This is a genomic window from Delftia tsuruhatensis (genome assembly GCF_903815225.1).
GTDB classification, from domain to species: domain Bacteria; phylum Pseudomonadota; class Gammaproteobacteria; order Burkholderiales; family Burkholderiaceae_C; genus Comamonas; species Comamonas tsuruhatensis_A.
In genome coordinates, this window is record NZ_LR813084.1 from 2298068 (window position 1) to 2315863 (window position 17796).

The 17796-nt window shown below is 66.3% G+C and carries 15 protein-coding genes; 8 read left to right on the plus strand and 7 right to left on the minus strand.

All coding sequences use genetic code 11. The features are described from left to right. Window positions 1–8 precede the first annotated feature (8 nt). Window positions 9–989 (minus strand): LysR family transcriptional regulator, encoded by a 981-nt coding sequence (locus L1Z78_RS10460; protein WP_234641422.1) that lies wholly within the window; start codon window positions 987–989, stop codon window positions 9–11. A gap of 75 nt (window positions 990–1064) precedes the next feature. Between L1Z78_RS10460 and L1Z78_RS10465 the strand changes: the two genes are divergently transcribed. Together L1Z78_RS10465 and L1Z78_RS10470 are read left to right on the plus strand one after the other, a co-directional pair. After that, window positions 1065–1949: an amidohydrolase family protein gene (locus L1Z78_RS10465; protein ID WP_234641423.1), complete on the plus strand. Its 885-nt coding sequence runs from the start codon at window positions 1065–1067 to the stop codon at window positions 1947–1949. A gap of 34 nt (window positions 1950–1983) precedes the next feature. Beyond that, complete coding sequence (locus L1Z78_RS10470; protein WP_234641424.1) at window positions 1984–2970, plus strand: tripartite tricarboxylate transporter substrate binding protein; 987 nt, start codon at window positions 1984–1986, stop codon at window positions 2968–2970. Between the two features lie 96 nt (window positions 2971–3066). Here the strand turns inward: L1Z78_RS10470 and L1Z78_RS10475 are convergent, their stop codons facing one another. The 4 genes from L1Z78_RS10475 to L1Z78_RS10490 form a co-directional block, all read right to left on the minus strand. Beyond that, on the minus strand, window positions 3067–3561 hold the full coding sequence (locus L1Z78_RS10475) for a hypothetical protein (RefSeq protein WP_234641425.1): 495 nt from the start codon (window positions 3559–3561) through the stop codon (window positions 3067–3069). A gap of 50 nt (window positions 3562–3611) precedes the next feature. After that, on the minus strand, window positions 3612–4121 hold the full coding sequence (locus L1Z78_RS10480) for a hypothetical protein (protein ID WP_234641426.1): 510 nt from the start codon (window positions 4119–4121) through the stop codon (window positions 3612–3614). After that, the gene (locus L1Z78_RS10485) at window positions 4090–4848 is read right to left on the minus strand and encodes a hypothetical protein (protein ID WP_234641427.1); all 759 of its coding nucleotides are present in this window, start codon (window positions 4846–4848) and stop codon (window positions 4090–4092) included. Before L1Z78_RS10485 ends, L1Z78_RS10480 begins: the two co-directional genes overlap by 32 nt. Before the next feature lie 388 nt (window positions 4849–5236). Further along, a complete protein-coding gene (locus tag L1Z78_RS10490; protein WP_234641428.1) occupies window positions 5237–5617 on the minus strand; it encodes a tautomerase family protein in 381 nt (126 codons plus the stop codon). Between the two features lie 93 nt (window positions 5618–5710). Between L1Z78_RS10490 and L1Z78_RS10495 the strand changes: the two genes are divergently transcribed. The 3 genes from L1Z78_RS10495 to L1Z78_RS10505 all read left to right on the plus strand — a co-directional run bounded on the left by L1Z78_RS10495 (window position 5711) and on the right by L1Z78_RS10505 (window position 9015). Further along, on the plus strand, window positions 5711–6568 hold the full coding sequence (locus tag L1Z78_RS10495) for a LysR family transcriptional regulator (protein WP_234641429.1): 858 nt from the start codon (window positions 5711–5713) through the stop codon (window positions 6566–6568). Window positions 6569–6979: 411 nt separating this feature from the next. Then, window positions 6980–7834, plus strand: a complete 855-nt coding sequence (locus tag L1Z78_RS10500) for an RNA ligase family protein (RefSeq protein WP_234641430.1) — start codon at window positions 6980–6982, stop codon at window positions 7832–7834. A gap of 35 nt (window positions 7835–7869) precedes the next feature. Then, complete coding sequence (locus L1Z78_RS10505) at window positions 7870–9015, plus strand: AAA family ATPase (RefSeq protein ID WP_234641431.1); 1146 nt, start codon at window positions 7870–7872, stop codon at window positions 9013–9015. Window positions 9016–9038: 23 nt separating this feature from the next. On the opposite strand, the gene L1Z78_RS10510 is transcribed toward L1Z78_RS10505, so the two are convergent. After that, a complete protein-coding gene (locus tag L1Z78_RS10510) occupies window positions 9039–9989 on the minus strand; it encodes a GlxA family transcriptional regulator (protein ID WP_234641432.1) in 951 nt (316 codons plus the stop codon). 119 nt (window positions 9990–10108) lie between these two features. Between L1Z78_RS10510 and L1Z78_RS10515 the strand changes: the two genes are divergently transcribed. Beyond that, window positions 10109–11230, plus strand: coding sequence for a DJ-1/PfpI family protein (locus L1Z78_RS10515; protein WP_234641433.1), 1122 nt, complete (start codon window positions 10109–10111; stop codon window positions 11228–11230). A 177-nt stretch (window positions 11231–11407) separates the two neighbouring features. Further along, complete coding sequence (locus L1Z78_RS10520) at window positions 11408–12139, plus strand: ABC transporter substrate-binding protein (protein ID WP_234641434.1); 732 nt, start codon at window positions 11408–11410, stop codon at window positions 12137–12139. 3 nt (window positions 12140–12142) lie between these two features. Here L1Z78_RS10520 and L1Z78_RS10525 read toward each other — a convergent pair whose 3' ends face one another. Next, the gene (locus L1Z78_RS10525) at window positions 12143–13309 is read right to left on the minus strand and encodes a metallophosphoesterase (protein WP_234641435.1); all 1167 of its coding nucleotides are present in this window, start codon (window positions 13307–13309) and stop codon (window positions 12143–12145) included. Window positions 13310–13516: 207 nt separating this feature from the next. Here L1Z78_RS10525 and hrpA point away from each other — a divergent pair, with 207 nt between their 5' ends. Further along, window positions 13517–17578, plus strand: coding sequence for an ATP-dependent RNA helicase HrpA (hrpA, locus tag L1Z78_RS10530; RefSeq protein WP_234641436.1), 4062 nt, complete (start codon window positions 13517–13519; stop codon window positions 17576–17578). Window positions 17579–17796 lie beyond the last annotated feature (218 nt).

Genomic DNA, 17796 nt, shown 5'->3' on the forward strand with positions numbered 1-17796 from the left:
GGGCCGCGTTAAGTGCTGCCAGTGCGCTGCTGCAGCCGCGATTTGGTGTACGCATCCTGGAAGATCTGGTGGATCAGCTCGCGGAACCAGCGGTGCCCCGCGTCGTGCTCGTTGCGCGGATGCCAGACGGCGTCAATGGACAGCGCCATCTCGGGCAGCGGCATGGGATGGGCCACGCAGTCGGAGCCGGACAGCACGCTGTGCATCCAGTGCGCGGGCATGGCCGCGACCAGATCGGTGGATTCGATGACGGGCACCATGCCCAGCCAGGTCGGCACCTGGAACATCACGCGGCGCGCCAGCCCGCGCTCGGCCAGGATCTCGTCCACGATGCTGCTGCCCACACCGGTGACCTTCAGGTGGCCCTGATCCAGGTACTTCTCCAGCGTGAACGGGGCGGCCGCGGCCGGATGGTCCCTGCGCATCAGCACCATCCACTGGTCGTCCAGCAGGCGGCGGGAAGCCGAGCGCACCGAGTGACCGCGTGAGACGGACAGCCGAATCTCCACGCCTTCGTATTCCACGCGGTCCGAGGGCTGGCGCCCGTCGAAGGACTGCACGGTCAGGCTGATGCCGGGCGCCACCGAGCGCAGGTGGATGCACAGCTGGGGCAGCAGCTGCACGCCCACATAGTCGGAAAGCCTCAGGAAGAAGTTGCGCCGCGCCGTGGCGGGGTCGAAGCCGCCGCCGACCTCGATGGCACTCTCGATCTCGCTGAAGGCCTTGCGAAAGCAGCGCGCCAGGCGCACGGCCTCGGGCGTGGGCGACATGCCCTCGGCCGTGCGCAGCATCAGCGGGTCGTTGAACTGCGTGCGCAGGCGCTTGAGCGCATGGCTGACGGCCGAGGCGGTCAGTCCCAGCCGCGCGGCGGCCTTGCCCACGCTGCGTTCCTCGACCAGGGCCTCGAAGATCACCAGCAGGTTCAGGTCGATGCTGCGCAGGTTGACGGGCGTGCGCTGCGTGCCGTCCGCATGTTGAATCTGGTTCATTTTGAAGATGACAAAGATGAGCTTGACCGAATTTTAGGCGCTTCATGACAATGAAAAAACTTGTCGAGATCGCTGATGAAACCCACCTTCCTTCACCCACCCGCTGATTTTTCCGGCCAGGAGTCACTGGCCGGCATGGCGCGAATCTTTCCCGCCGGCTCCTGCGATACGCATTTCCATGTTTTCGGAGATCCTTCGGAATATCCATTGATTCAGGAGCGCTCCTATACCCCGGCTGCGGCGTCGATCGGCGATTATCGAAAGGCATTCCGTCCCGTGGGTGTGGACAAATGCATTCTGGTCCAGCCCAGCGTATATGGCCGCGATCACAGCCTGCTCAAGAACACTTTGCGCAATGCGTCGCAGGGCACCCTGCGCGGCGTGGCGGTCATTTATGAGGATACGGCGGACAGTGACATCGAGGCGCTGCATGTGCTGGGCGTCAGGGGCGCGCGCTGCAACGCGCTGTTCCAGGGCGGGGTATCGGCGTCTCGCCTGAAGGCCGTGGCCGATCGCATCAAGGGTCTGGGCTGGCATATCCAGCTGCTGGTCAACGTCGATGATGACCCGGGCCTGGTGCAGCGCGTGGCCGGGATGGGGGTGGATGTGGTCGTTGACCATTTCGGCCACCCCCATGCCCGCTCGGGCGCTGGCGGCCCGGGGCTGGCCAATCTGCGTGCCCTGATGAAAGAGGGGCGGGCCTGGGTCAAGTTCTCCGGCGCCTACCGGATTTCGGAAACGGCATCAGCGGCCGATACGGCCATCTACCCGATTGCGCAGGCATTGCTGCAAGCCAATCCGGACAGGGTTGTCTGGGGCTCCGATTGGCCCCATCCGGGAATCCAGGCGCGAGAGCATTCCAGCCTGGAACTGGCCCGTGCACTGCTTCAATGGGTACCCATGGAAATGCTGCACAGGATATTGGTGGACAACCCCGCCCATCTTTACTGGGGCCGTTGAATCAGGCCATTGGATATTCACAAAGGAGACATGCATGTACGAGAACCCAAGAAGCCGCCGGGGCTTCATCCAGGCGGCGGTTTCGATGGCCGCACTCGCCGCTGCCGGCAGTGCGCGGGCACGCGCCTATCCCGCCAAGCCCCTCACCCTGGTCGTGCCCTTCGCACCCGGGGGCAATGTGGATATCGTGGCCCGTACCCTGGGCATCCCGCTGGCCCGGCATGCATCGCAGTCGGTCGTGGTCGACAACCGGGCCGGGGGCGGCGGCTCCGTGGGCTCGGGCTGGGTCGCCCGGGCCGAGGCCGACGGACACACGCTGCTGGTGGCCACGCCCGGGCAACTGGGCACCTTGCCGGAAATGATCAAGCTGCCCTACCGCGCCGACAGCTTTGCGCCCATCGCCGTGGTCAGCCGCACGCCCGTGGTCGTGGTGGTGCGTGCCAACGATGCGCGCTTCAGGACCGCCGAGGATTTCATCAAGGCCATGAAAGCCAAGGCCGGCAATGTGGCCGTGGGCCATGCCGGTCCTGGCTCTCCCAACCACCTGGCCCTGCTGCAATTGGAGGACGTGGTGAAGTCCGGCGCCAACGCCGTGCCCTACAAGGGCTCGGGCCCGGCCCTGGTCGATCTGATCGGCGGGCAGATCGATGCGGTCGTCGACCAGATCACCAGCTCCACGCCGCATATCAAGAGCGGCGCCTTGCGCCCGCTGCTCGTGCTGGGGCCGCGCGCCGCCGGCGCCCTGGCCGGTGTGCCCAATCTGGCCCAGCTCGGCCTGCCGGTCTTCGACGCCACCACGTTCGTGGGCGTGTTCGCTCCCAAGGCAACGCCCGCAGCGCCCATCGCCAGTCTCCACGGCTGGATTTCGCAGTCGGTGGGCGAGCCGGAATTCACCCGCGTGATCCGCGAGCTGGGCAGCGAGCCGTTCCTGGACAGCGCCTCCGCCCTGCAACGCCTGGTCAGCGACGAGGCCGTGCTGGCGGCACGCCTGACACGGCAGGGGCGGCTGAAGGCCGAATAGCTCTGAAAAGGCAGGCCCCCCGGCTATGCCGGGAGGATGGTTGCTGCAAGCGATGGAGACCAAGGCAGCGTTTCATTCACCGAATGCGTCTCGCCATCACATGCCATCAGGACACACACGGTCGTTTAGGCTCTTCAGCGCAATAGCCACCACGCCCTTTTCATCGTCATTCCGAATGCAGAACTTTGTTGTATAGAATGTCCTGTTGAATTTGTACTGAGACTGTGTTGTCCTGACAAGCACTTCATAAACCTCCCCGGGCCTCAATTCATACGGAGTACCAGCCGTTTCAGAAGCAAGTGTCCCATATGGCATGCAGAAATCAACTGCCAGACTCATCCTCTCATAGTCCCTCTCTCTATAACGTCCAATATCTTGCTTGCCATGGCTCACCGTTATCGAGGAAATCTTTGTTTTATCTGGATCGGAAATGTCGCTGCGCTGAATACCGAAGCAAGGCTCCTTCCCGGTGGAATCTATCAAGGCATCACCAAACCAGGGATCTTCATACCAGAAGCATCCTGTCATCGCCAAATTCAGTGAGATGGCAAATAATATCCTGGCTGCCCCTTGTATTTCAAAAAAAGTCATGATGGTGGTCCGCCACCGGCTTAACTGATGAATTTTTCCTAAAAATTGGATCAGTGTATTTCGTCTACATCGGGGCAAATTCTTTTCTGTGAATCCTTGACCTCGAAGACAACAACCCGGCCTTCAGCGTCGTACCGCAAGCAAAACTCGGATACGTAGAACATTCTATTGAACTTATTCTGCGACTGCCTTGTTCTAACAAGAACGTCATAGATTACCCCCGGCTTCAGCCCATATTCCGCCTTTGAATTGATGGAGTCGGGCTTCGCATCCAAAAAAACTGCCCCATATGATATGCAGGAATTAAAAGCAAGTTCCATTTTTTCGTAGTTATCCTCGCTATACCTCCATAGACTACGCCCACCCTGGCTTACCGATACTGATGATATTCTTGTTTTCTCAGCATCGGAGATTTCACCCTTCGGAATTCCGAAGCAAGGGAATCCTCCCAGTTCAACGACAGATGCATCACCAAACCAAGGTTCTTCATACCAAAAACACCCACTCAACAGTGCAGCAGAAATTATACTAAGGAAGATTTTTGCTATTTTTGGGGTCATCGAAAAAATCTGCAAGTATCTTTTCATATAGAGGCATCCATTTTTCATTGAAATACCTTTCATTTCTCATTGCATTAATATCTTTCAAAAATTTTAACGAATAATAATCAGCAATAATATTCCCTTGAGCCTCCATATTATAATCTGACAATTTTTTATCTACAGATAATTCATAGTCATAATCCAGCCCTAACCTGATAGCTCCTCTTGCCATCACAGGATAGCCTTGCTGGTATTGCCAGATATGCGTCATTTCATGAATAAAAATTGATCTTTTCCAAGATTTTTCCTCGACCGAATAATCTTCAGAAAACAATGGTGTAGGAAAAAATATATCCCCCGCAGGTGCCATGGCCGTATGGCTTGGCTGAAATGGAATGAACCGGCCCCTGTAGATTCTGACCATGGAGCAGTCCACCGAGTCGCCGAAGATCTGCCGGACGATGTGCCGCTCTCCAAAGGTCAGAGGCCGGCTGCCATTCCTGGGCGTGGTTTTATGGATGGCGGCGGGGTCGTACCTGGGGTTCCACTGGTCACCCACATACATGGGTTCGGAGTCCTCGATGCCACGGCCGCCCTGGGACGGTGGCTGGCTGCATGAAGAACCGTTGGTCCCCGCATCCACGGGCCTGCCACCGTTGGAGCCGCATACGGGTCCTGGTCGATAGAATAAAATCATTGAAATCCAATATCGATTGAAAATTACTTTGCCAGTATGGCGTCGCAAAATTCAATCCTCCAGGTGACCTGACCAAGGCGTTGCGTGAATGCGCTGTGGCTCGTGTCCGCTCGCGCAGCAACAACCGGCCACCTTTTTCGGAGACCAGTCCGCAGCGGACCATCAAGGCCCCGGAGCAATGCCTTCACCGGGTCATGGACTGCCATGGCCGCCCGGCTGCGGCCAGGCTCGATCATCCCCTGCACGTTCTTGCAGGGCAGGGCGGCGTTCACCAGCAGGGCGTTGCCCAATGGGTCAGGCTCACCGAGCAGGGGCGCGCGCTGGTGCCTGTCGCCACCCAGTGGGTGGCGCGCTGCACGTGGTCCCGGGCAAGTCCAATCGTCTGACCGCCCTGGCGTAGCTGCACGCCGCCGGGCGGGCCGACCTGGGCCGCGACTCAGGCGTACTGCGCCAGCCCGTGGCCCATGGACCAGTTTTCCTTCTCGACCTCGACCAGGTTGATGAACACGTCCTCGGGCCGCAGGCCCGGGCTTTGGACCAGCCGTTCGGTGATGCGCCGGTACAGCGCCTTCTTCTGCTCCAGGCTGCGGGTGTTGCTGACCGTGAGCTGGATCAGCACCAGATCGTCGCTGCGTGCCACGCCCAGGTAGCTGGCGCCGTAGCGGAAGTTGTCGCCGTCATGTTCGGTCAGGGCCATGAACTGGTCGTCCTCCGGCACATTGAAGGTTTCGCGCATGGCCTGGTAGATGCCGTCGAAGAGGGCCTGGCGGTAGGCCGGTGACTTGCCTGCGCGCATGTGGATGCGGGTCATGGGCATGGTGTGCTCCTTTGCGTTGGGGAGCCTCGAAGGTAGGCGTTGCCAGTCATTTTGAAAAGCTATGGCTGCTGATATCAGTAATAATGGGTTGAAATGGTTCAACGACCTCTCGACCTGGATGCCGTCCTGGGCTTCGTGCGCATCGCGGAGCTGGGCAGCTTCACGCGCGCGGCTGAAGCCATGCAGACCACGCAGGCCGCCGTCAGCCTCAAGCTCAAGCGGCTGGAGCAGCGGCTGGGCTGCCGGCTGGTCGAGCGCACGCCGCGCCATGTGCAGCTGTCGGCCCGGGGCGCCGATTTCCTGCCGCATGCCCGCGAGCTGCTGCAGGCCCACGAGCGCGCGCTGGCGCTGACCGCCAGCACCCGCCAGCGGTTGACCATCGGCATCAGCGACCATGTGGCGGGGCCCGAACTGCCGGCACTGATCGCACGCATGAATGCCCAGGACCCGCAGCTGCTGATCGACATCCGCATCGCCTCTTCCGGACCGCTGCTGCAGGGTTTCGAGCGGCGCGAGTACGACACGGTGATCGTTCGCACGCATGCGGAGCCGGGCGATGGCGAACTGCTGGCCGAGGAGACGTTCGGCTGGTTCGCCGCGCCCGGCTGGCAGCACCGCGCGGATGAGCCCCTGCCGCTGGCCACGCTGGCCGAGCCTTGCGGCGTGCGCGCCCTGGCCGCGCAACGGCTGCAGGCGGCAGGCATGCCCTGGTCCGAGGTCTTCGTGGGCGGTGGCGTGGCCGCCGTGGTGGCGGCCGTCATGGCTGGACTGGGGGTGGCCGCGCTGGCGCCGCGCATGCTGCCGCTGGGGGCGGTGGAAGTGGGCGAACGGCTGGGCCTGCCCGCGCTGCCGCCTCTGCCCGTGGTGTTGCACACCCGCCTTCGGGAAGGCCGCCAGCGCCAGGCGCTCGACGCCCTGGGGGCCGCGTTCAGGAGCGCGGTGCGTGGCTAGCAGCCAACACTGGGCGGTCTGCCGCGCACTGGCCCTTGTGTCCCCACGGAATCGGGCGATAGACTCGCACCCCTTCCATCCACCCTCACCCTTTCGAGGTGCACCATGCCCCGCCGCACAGCTTCCTGCTGATCGACTTCGTCACACGCTGATCCTGGCCTTGCCACGGATGTCTTTCGCGTGTGCGCTGCGGTGCGTGGCCTTTTGAGGGTTTGCGGCTGACCGTCCAGGGTTCGGACGGCTGCGCAGCCCCGCCATCTTCCCCTTCGACAGCCTGCCGGCCCGGCCAGCACGGGCCAGGCCGCGCTGTCGCTGCATCCCATTGCATTGCGGCGCCTGGCGTCGTCGTCGGCTTTTCCCGCTCCATGGCATGACGCCATGGAGTGCCGCCACGTTTTCGGAAAGCACGACATGACCCCATCCAACCCTTCAACCGCTCATGCTCTGTCGAGCATCGAGATCCTCAAGTACCCGCGCACGCTCCATCTGCGCGGCTCGCGCCTGCAGTGCGGCGACCAGAACGACGCCGTGCCCTATGAGCGGCTGGCCGGCCGGCACATCGTGGTCGAGGAAAAGCTCGACGGCGCCAACGCCGCCTTGCGCTTCGCCGACGATGGCCGACTGCTGCTGCAGTCGCGCGGCCACTACCTGGACTGCACGCGCCCCGGAGGGCGCGAACGCCAGTTCAACCTGTTCAAGCAATGGGCCCAGGCCCATGAGGGCGCGCTGCTGTCCCTGCTGGACGACCGCTACCAGGTGTTCGGCGAGTGGATGTACGCCAAGCATTCCCTGTTCTACGACGCGCTGCCGCACTGGTTCTGCGAGTTCGACATCTGGGACCGATCCGCCGCCTGCTTCCTCGATACGCCACGCCGCCATGCGCTGCTGGCCGGCGTGCCCGTGGTCTCGGTGCCCGTGCTCTACAGCGGCACGGCGCCCCGGCGCATGCAGGACCTGCTGGCGCTGCTGGCGCCTTCGCTGGGGCGCGGGGCACGCTGGCGCCAGGCTTTCGAGCAGGCGGTGGCCCGCCAGAAGCTGGACCTGCCGCTGTGCTGGCGCCAGACCGACGGATCCGACCTGGCAGAGGGCCTGTACCTCAAGGTCGAGGAAGGCGGGGAGACGCTGGCGCGCTACAAGTTCGTGCGCAGCGACTTCGTGCAGGTGATCCTCGATTCGGGCTCGCACCACAGCGAACGTCCCATCATCCCCAACGGCCTGCGCGAAGGCGTGGACATCTTCGCGGCCCATGTTTCAAAAAGCTGGTGAGGCCTGCAGCGCAGGCCCACCACGAGGAGATTTCCATGACGAACTGGAAACAGATCCAGTCCCTGGTGCCGCAGCCCGGCGCCGACCCTGACTTCGCCGCCTGCCTGGCTGCCTTCCCCCAGCTGGAGCAGGCCAAGACCACGCCCCAGGACCCCGTCTACCATGCCGAAGGCGATGTCTGGACGCACACCCAGATGGTGGTGCGCGCACTGCTGGCCGACGCGGACTATGCCCCGCTGGCGCCCGCCGAGCGCGAGACCGTGTTCCTGGCCGCGCTGCTGCACGACGTGGCCAAGTGCTCGACCACGGTGATCGGCGAGGACGGCCGCATCGGCCAGCCCGGCCATTCGCGCCGGGGAGCGCTCGATGCGCGGCTCATGCTCTGGGAGGCGGGCGCTCCCGTGGAGCAGCGCGAGGCCATCTGCCGCCTGATCGCCGTGCACCAGGTGCCGTTCTTCGCGTTCGCCGACTCGCGCCGGGGCCTCTCGCCCGAGTTCATCGTGCGCGAACTTTCCTGGCAGGCCGACCTGCACCTGCTGACCCTGCTGGCGCGGGCCGACATGCGTGGGCGCATCTGCCCCGACATCGCGTCCGTGCTGGTCCACATCGAGCTGGTGCGCGAGTTCGCGCTGGAAGAAGGCTGCCTGCGCACGCCACGCCGCTTTGCCTCGGCCGAGACGGCGGTGCGCTACTTCCGGGGCGCGCAACTGCACCCCGACTACGCGCTGCACGCGCAGCCGGGCTCGCGTGTCATCGTCATGTGCGGCCTGCCTGCCAGCGGCAAGAACACCTGGGTAGCCGCCCACCATGGCGATCTGCCCGTGGTCTCCTTCGACGATGCGCGCTCCGAACTGGGCCTGCGCCACGGCCGCAACGAGGGTGCGGCCGCCCACCATGCCGTGGACAAGGCCAAGGCCCTGCTGCGCGCGGGCGCGCCCTTCGTCTGGAACGCCACCCACCTGTCGCGCCAGATGCGCGGCAAGACCGTGGACCTGTGCCTGGACTATGGTGCCCGCGTGGAACTGGTGCACCTGGAAGCCAGCCGCCAGACCCTGCTGGCCCGCAACCGTGCACGCGACACCACGCTGGGCAACGCGGCCCTGATCAAGATGCTGCGCCGCTGGGAAGTGCCGGTGCCGACCGAGGCGCATGCGCTGTCGTTGCAGGTGAACGAGGGGTGACGGCCGACGGCCTGGCATGCGCGCTACGCGATCGTGCGAAGGCGATGGCGGTACATGCCGGGCGTCATCCCCAACTGCTGGCGAAAGACGCGGTGCAGCGCCTCGGATGTGCCCAGTCCGCTGTGTTGCGCGACGCGCTCCATCGGCCACGAGGTCTGCTCCAGATGGCGGCATGCATGGTCCAGGCGCATCTCCAGGACATAGCGCGCGGGTGTCTTGCCGGTTTCGCGCAGAAAGCGTCTTGCGAAGTTGCGGGGACTCATGGCGGCCCGTTCCGCCAGGGCGGGCACCCGCAGGTCTTCCTGCGGATGGTCCAGCATCCAGACCAGCAGCTGATCGAACAGGCCGGTGCCGGCTGCCTGGGCCCTCAGTGTGGAACTGACCTGTCTCTGCTCCCCGCAACGGTGCACAAAGACAACCAGGTCGCGTGCAATGTCGTTGGCGACGGTGCGTCCCAGGTCGGCCTGGACAAGGGCCAGGGCGAGGTCGATGCCCGTGGTCACGCCCGCCGAGGTCCACAGGCGGCCATCGGTGCGATAGAGCGCATCCGTATCCACCGCAGCCTTGGGAAAGTAGCTTTGCAGTGCCTCGGTGGCGGCCCAATGGGTGGTCACCTGGCGGCCGTCGAGCAGGCCCGCCGCGCCCAGGATGAAGGCGCCGGTGCAGATGCTGCATACGCGGCGCGCCCGGGGGGCACATTCCCTGAGCCAGCGCACGAGGCCCTCGTCGTATGCGGCACGGCGTATGGCCTGCTCCTCCCCGCCGACCACCACCAGCGTGTCTATGTCCCCCGTGACTTCGGACAGCGGCTGCACGCCGCACAGCCAGAGCGGCGAGCTGGTGCGCAGGGGCAGGCCCTGGGTCGATGCCACGAGGATGTCATAGCTGCCCGGGCGTTGGCGCTCTGCCCGTGTGAACACCCCCAGAGGGCCGGTCAGGTCCAGGGGGTCCGCCCCTTCGAACGCAACGAACACCAGCCTGCGGGCGGATGAGCGGGCCGCCTGGTGTGGCAGAAAATCCGAGTCCTCTGTCATTGTGCTCGCGGCATGCCGGACCTACGCTGACCGCATCTTGAAAATGATGTTGGAGTGGTATGCATAGAAGGGTTTTTCTGAAGGAGGCGGTGGCAGGTTTCGCCACGGCTTCACTGATCACGGTAACGCCCCATGCCAGCGCCCATGCGCCGGCACCTGGTTGGCAGTCCCCGGCGATGGTGCCCACGGATTTTGCCGCTGAACTGAGGCCCGCGAAAAGAGCCAGGCCGCTGGTGGCCATCGTGGCGGACAACCGCGGAACCGAACTCACTGACTGCCTTGTTCCGCAGGCGGTACTGTCCCGCTCCCATGTGGCCGATGTCGTGCTTGTGGCTCCCGCGGAGGGTGGGATAGCGCTGATGCCGGCCCTTTCGGTCAAGGCCCAGCAGACGCTTGCGAGTTTCGATGGATGCCATCCCGAGGGCGCCGACCATGTCATCGTGCCGGCGATGCACCATGATGAGCATTCAGGCCCCATCGTGGAGTGGCTCAGGCGCCAGGCTGCCTTGGGTGCCACCATTTTCGGCGTCTGCGAGGGCGCAAGGGTTCTGGGGCGCGCGGGGCTTCTCGATGGGCGGCGTGCCACGTCGCACTGGTATGCGCTGCCTGCCCTGCGCTCCCGCCACCCGTCCATGCAATGGGTGCCGGACCGGCGCTATGTGGCTGACCGAGGGGTCGTCACCACCACCGGCGTCACGGCGTCGCTGCCGGTTTCCCTGGCCCTGGTCGAGGCGATCGCCGGTGCTGCGGTGGCCGGGAATCTGGCGCGAGAGCTGGGTGCCGCAGGCTACGGCAGCGCGCATGACAGTGCGCGCTATCGCCTGGACGTTTCCAGCGTATGGCGGGTCGCTGCCAACAGCCTTGCGCTGTGGCGCCATGAAACCGTGGGAATCGCGGTATCCGACGGCGTCGATGGCATTGCCTTGGCATTCACCGCCGACGCCTGGGCAAGAACCTACCGTTCCAAGGCCGTCGCGGTGTCCGACGCTGCACGTGTCGCAACCTCGGATGGCGTGGAAATTCTGGGATGCCGGGGCCACGAGGTGCCCGACGTGCTGATGCACCTGGACCGAGCCATGGGCCCGGCGCCGCACCTGGACAAGGCGCTCGCGGACATTGCCCGCCGCTACGGAGAGGACACGGCCCGGCTGGTGGCTCTGCAACTGGAGTACGCGGGGTGACCGGAGGGGCTTCTTGCCGGTCATTGCCGGCCAGGGGCGGCGGCCGCGCCGTCCCGCCTCGGCATTGCTGCGCGGCGATGCTATCGTTTGCTTCCTCGAGGCAATGGCGGACGCGCCGATGAGCGCCGACAGCCATGTTCCCGCAGGCCTACGACCGACCCTTGAAGCGAGCCATCCATGACCCTGTCCTCCCAACTGCTGTCCACCCTCGCGCCGCTCGGGCGCATTCGCGCCTGCATCAACACCGGCAACCCCATCCTCGCGCGGCTGGATGCCGAGGGACGGCCCGTGGGCGTGTCCATCGACCTGGCCCGGCGCCTGGCGCAGCAACTGGGCCTGGAACTGGAACTGGTGGTCTTCGACACGGCCGCCGGATCGGTGGACGCCGTCACCCGGGAGCAGGCCGACTTCGGCTTCTTCGCGGTGGACCCCGTGCGCGGCGCGGGCATAGGCTTTACCGCGCCCTATGTGCTGATCGAGGGCAGCTACCTGGTGCGCCAGGATTCGCCGCTGACCGACAACGCACAGGTGGATCGGGCCGGCCACACGGTCGTGGTCGGCAAGGGCAGCGCCTATGACCTGTACCTGAGCCGCGAGCTCAAGCACGCGCAGATCGAGCGCGCCGTGTCCTCGCCTGCCGTGGTGCAGACCTTCGTGGAATCGACCGCCGACGTGGCGGCCGGCGTCAGGCAGCAGCTCGAAGCCGATGCCGCCCGCCTGCCCGGCCTGCGCCTGCTGCCGGGCCGATTCATGGTCATCCAGCAGGCCATGGGCCTGCCCAAGGGGCGCGGCGAGCAGGCCCTGCGCGTGCTGGCCGACTTCGTGGAAGAGGCCAAGGCCTCGGGCTTTGTGGCCGAGGCGCTGCAGCGCCATGGCATCCAGGGCGCAGCGGTTGCGCCTGCGGCCTGAAACTCAGGCCCCGCGCAGCAACAGCAGATCGATGCTGGCCGGCACGCCCAGGCGCACGGCGAAGCCGGCCCACAGGCCTGCGCCGGCGCTGACGAAGAGCCTCATGGCGCCGACCTCGTACTCGCCGCGCACAAAGCCGTCGTTGGCGGGCGCCACCAGCCATTGGTCCATGCCCCGGATCAGGCCTCCGTGCGTATGGCCCGACAGCTGCAGGCCCACGCCGCGCGGCGCATTGTCGCGGGCGGTCTTGGGCTGGTGGGCCAGCAGCAGGTGGTATTGCGCGCCGGCCTCTTTGGCCTGGCGGGCCACGGTGTCGATGTCGGGCGGCACGCCTTCGGGCACGGACGGGTCGGTGTTCTGGCGCGACAGGCGGCCATAGGCCGGATCGCCGATGCCCGACAGCGCCAGGCGCGCGCCCTGCACATCGATCAGCTGCATGCGGTTTTCCAGCAGGTTCAGGCCCAGGCGGCGGAATTCGGCCATCCAGGCGTCGTAGCCGCTGTAGTACTCATGGTTGCCGGGCGCCGCCCAGACGCCGTAGCGTGCCTTGAGCCGGGCCAGCGGCGCGACGTTGGCGCGGCCGCTGTCCACGTCGCCGTCCACCAGGTCGCCGGGCAGCACGATGAGGTCGGGCCGCGCGGCCAGCGTGCGCTCCACGATGGTCTGCACGTAGCGTGCGTCGTTGATGGGGCTGGCGTGGATGTCGGCCAGCACGGCCACACGCAGGCCGTCCAGGCCGGCAGGCAGCCCCGCCAGGCGCAGCGTGCGCTCCTGCACCTCGGGCGGGCGCAGCGCGTTGGCCACGCCCCAGGCCGACACCGCACCCGCCAGTGCCAGGGCACCGGCCGTCAGCAGCGGCGTGTGCAGGCGCCGTTTCCAATCCTCGCGCCGAACCAGGGCGGCCAGTGCCCACAGGCCGTCGCGCAGCACGATGAACAGCGCCAGCATCAGCAGCACGGCCAGCACCCAGCCGCCCGGCACCTGCAGGTAGGCCAGCGTGCGGTACGCGACCGCGCCCTCGCGCAGCAGCACCAGCAGCAGGGCGGGCGTGCAACCCAGGACTGCCGTGACGAGGGTGGCCAGCAGGCGTGTGCGCCGCGACAGCGAATGCACGGGCCACCACAGCCACAGGGCCAGCAGCGGAATGATCAGGGCGGCGAGAGAAACCATGGAGGGGAGGAAAGCGGAGAAGGCGGCCAGCGCCAGAACGGCAGGAACGGCGAGCGCCGATTGTGCGCAATGCCCCGTGCGTGGCTGGGCTGGCCCGGCGAAGGCCCTGGGGCGCGGAGGTTTTCATGGCGGTGGCACAGGCCTCGGGCATGGAAATCCACGCCCGCGTGGCGCGCAGGGCATGGCCCGGGGATAATCCAGCCCCTTATGCCCTTGAAGATCAGCTTTCCCGAATCCCTGCCCGTATCCGCCCGCCGTGAAGAGATCATGGAGGCCATGGACCGCCACCAGGTCATCATCGTCTGCGGCGAGACGGGCTCGGGCAAGACCACGCAGCTGCCCAAGATCGCGCTGGCGCTGGGGCGTGGCAAGGTCAACGCCGCGCCCGATGCCAAGGACGCCAAGGGGCAGGTGCGCGGCCACCTCATCGGCCACACGCAGCCGCGCCGCATCGCGGCCAGCTCCGTGGCCAAGCGCATTGCCGAGGAACTGAACACGCCGCTGGGCGACGTGGTGGGCTACAAGGTGCGCTTCCAGGACCGGCTGTCCAAGGATGCCTCGGTCAAGCTGATGACGGACGGCATCCTGCTGGCCGAGACGCAGACCGATCCCTTGCTCAAGGCCTATGACACCCTGATCATCGACGAGGCCCACGAACGCAGCCTGAATATCGACTTCCTGCTGGGCTACATCAAGCAGATCCTGCCGCGCCGTCCCGACCTCAAGGTGGTCGTGACCTCGGCCACCATCGATGCCGAGCGCTTCGCCAGGCACTTCGAGGGGCCCCAGGGACCGGCTCCCGTGATCATGGTCTCGGGCCGCACCTATCCCGTGGAGATGCGCTGGCGCCCCTTCGAGGAAAAGCGCGACCATGACCTCAACGACGCCATCGCCGAGGGCGTGGACGAGCTGTGGGCGGGCGGTGCCGCAGGCGACATCCTGGTCTTCCTGCCCGGCGAGCGCGAGATCCGCGAGGCTGCCGACCACCTGCGCAAGCACCTGGCCCAGCAGCCCGTGCTGCGCCATGCCGAGGTGCTGCCGCTGTTCTCGCGCCTGTCCCAGGCCGAGCAGGACCGCATCTTCGACAGCCACACGGGACGGCGCATCGTGCTGGCCACCAACGTGGCCGAGACCTCGCTGACCGTGCCCGGCATCCGCTATGTGATCGACGCGGGCACGGCGCGCGTCAAGCGCTATTCCTTCCGCAGCAAGGTCGAGCAGCTGCTGGTCGAGCCCATCAGCCAGGCGGCGGCCAACCAGCGCGCGGGCCGCTGCGGCCGCGTGGCCAACGGCATCTGCATCCGCCTGTACGACGAGGCCGACTTCGGCACGCGCGCGCGCTTCACCGATCCCGAGATCCTGCGCTCCTCGCTGGCCGGTGTCATCCTGCGCATGAAGTCGCTGGGGCTGGGCGACGTGGTGAACTTCCCCTTCCTCGAGGCGCCCTCGGGCCGCGCCATCGCCGACGGCTACCAGCTGCTGGGCGAACTGGGCGCGGTGGACGAGCGCGGCGAACTGCTGCCCATGGGCCGCGAGCTGTCGCGCCTGCCGCTGGACCCGCGCGTGGGCCGCATGATCCTCGAGGCACGCACGCGCGGCGCCGTGGCCGAGGTGCTGGTCATCGCCTCGGCCCTGTCGGTGCAGGATGTGCGCGACCGGCCGCTGGAGGCCCAGCAGCAGGCCGACCAGCAGCACGCCAAGTTCGACGACGAGAAAAGCGAGTTCAGCGGCTACCTGCGCCTGTGGAAATGGCTGCAGGATGCGCGCGGCGGCCGGGTCGTGGCCAAGAGCCGAAGGGAGATGGCGGCACAGGCGCCCGCGCCCAAGGCACCCGCCCGCAACGCGGCCTTCCTGCCCGTGGCCCAGCGCAGTGGCGGGCAGAGCGCCGCCGCGCCCGCCGAGCAGGCGCTGCCCGCCTTCCACCCGCAGGACACCGGCCCCGGCACGGACGACGAGCCCACGCACAAGCTCAGCAACCGCCAGTGGGAACAGCTGCTGCGCCAGAACTTCATCAACATCCGCCGCGTGCGCGAATGGCGCGACATCCACTCCCAGCTGCTGACCGTGGTCAACGAGCACAAGTGGAAGATCAACACCGAGCCGGCCGGCTACGACGCCGTGCACCTGTCCATGCTTTCGGGCCTGCTGGGCAACATCGGCTACAAGGGCGACGAAAGCGACGCCTACCTGGGCGCGCGCGGCATCCGTTTCCATCCCCACCCGGGTGCGCATCTTTCCAAGAAGCCCGGCCGCTGGATCGTGGCGGCCGAGCTGGTGGAGACCTCGCGCCTGTACGGGCGGGGCATCGCCGCCATCGACCCGCAGTGGCTGGAGGAGGTCGGCGCCCACCTGCTCAAGAAGCAGCTGCTCGATCCGCACTGGTCCAAGACCCAGGCCGACGTGGTGGCGCTGGAGCGCGCCACGCTCTACGGCCTGGTGGTCTACAACGGCCGGCGCATGAGCTATGGCCGCATCGACCCCCAGTCCGCGCGCGAGATCTTCATCCGCCAGGCGCTGGTGGAGGGACAGTGGGACACGCGCTGGCACTTCCTGCCCGCCAACCTCAAGCTGGTGCGCAAGGTCGAGGAACTGGAGCACAAGAGCCGCCGCCAGGACGTGCTGGTCGATGACGAGCTGATCTACGCCTTCTACGACCAGCAGATCCCCCGGGACGTCTTCAGCGGCGCCACCTTCGACCACTGGTTCCGCGAGGCCGCCAAGGAAAACGCCGACCTGCTGCGCCTGTCGCGCGACGAGCTGATGCGCCACGAGGCGGCCGGCATCACCACCCAGGCCTTCCCCAAGGTGGTCAAGCTCGGCGGCGTGGACTGCACGGCCGCCTACCTGCACAGCCCTGGCGATGCGCGCGACGGCATCACCGTCACCGTGCCGCTGTTCGTGCTCAACCAGGTCAGCGAGGAGCGCGCCGAATGGCTGGTGCCCGGCATGCTCAAGGACAAGATCCAGGCCCTGCTCAAAAGCCTGCCCCAGCGCCCGCGCAGCCGCTTCGTGCCCCTGCCCGAAAGCGCCCAGCGCCTGGCCGAGCTGTTCACCACGCCCGAGCGCTGGGCCCAGGGTGGATTGATCGACGCCCTGCTCAAGCAGGTGCGCGACGAGACCTCGCTGGATGTCAAGCGGGCCGACTTCAAGCTGGACATGCTCAGCCAGCACCTGTTCATGAACTTGCGCATCACGGACGAGCATGGACGCCAGCTGGGCCAGGGCCGCAACCTGGGCGCGCTCAAGGCCGAGCTGGGCGCCAAGGCGCGCGGCGCCTTCCAGGCGCTGGCCGCGCTGAAGGTGGCACCCACCGGCGAGCCGCCGCAGGCGCAACCGGAGAAAAAGGCCGCGCCGCCCGCCCAGGGCCAGCCTGCGGCCAGGAAGGCCGAGCAGGCCCAGGCCAGGCCGGCCCAGCCGGCGGAGGCGCGCTACAAGGAATGGAGCTTCGGCGAACTGCCCGAGCTGATGGAGATCGGCAAGGGTGGCCAGACCCTGATCGGCTTTCCGGCCCTGATCGACCATGGCGAATCCGTGGGCATCGAGGTCTTCGACGAGCCCGAGGCCGCGGCCGCGCGCCACCGCGTGGGCCTGCGCCGCCTGTTCGCGCTGCAGATCCGCGATGCGCTGAAGTACCTGGAAAAGAACATCCCGGACCTGCAGAAGATGGCGGTGGCCTACATGCCCCTGGGCACGCAGGAAGAGCTGCGCGAGCAGATCATCGACGTGGCCATCGACCGCGCCTTCCTGCAGGAGCCGCTGCCCACCAACGACGCGCAGTTCAAGCAGCGCGTGCAGGACGGGCGCGGGCGGCTGACGCTGATCGCCAATGAGGTCGCGCGCATGGCGGCCGGCATCCTTGCCGAATACGCGGCGGCCCAGCGCAAGATCAAGGACACCAAGAACGCGGCAGACGCCACGGCCGACACGGCCCAGCAGTTGCAGCGCCTGATGCCCCGGAACTTCATCGCCGCCGCGCCGTGGACGCAGCTGCAGCACTATGGCCGCTACCTCAAGGCCATCACCAGCCGGCTGGACAAGTACCGCGCCGACCCCGCACGCGATGCCACGCGCCTGGCCGAACTGCGCCCGCTGGAGCAGCGCTACTGGCGCCTGGTGGCCGAGCGCAAGGGCCAGGTCGATGCGCGCATGCAGGAGTACCGCTGGATGCTGGAAGAGCTGCGCGTGAGCTTCTTCGCCCAGGAGCTGCGCACACCGTACCCGGTCAGCATCAAGCGGCTGGACAAGGTCTGGCAGCAACTGAGCCAATGAACGGGCAAGGGGCAAGGGTGGCGGCGGCGCCTGAAGGGCGCCTGCCGCCTGTCGGCCAGGGGCTTGTCGTCATGTAGTGGGCAGCACGCTGCAATGGCGCAGGGCTCCAGGCTGCTTATGCTGGACCCTGCCGCCGCTGTGCGTCGGCCTTCTCTTGCCATTCGCGGGGCATCGAATGCCCGAACCTGTTTCCTGCGCATGCCCGCCATGCCGTGGCG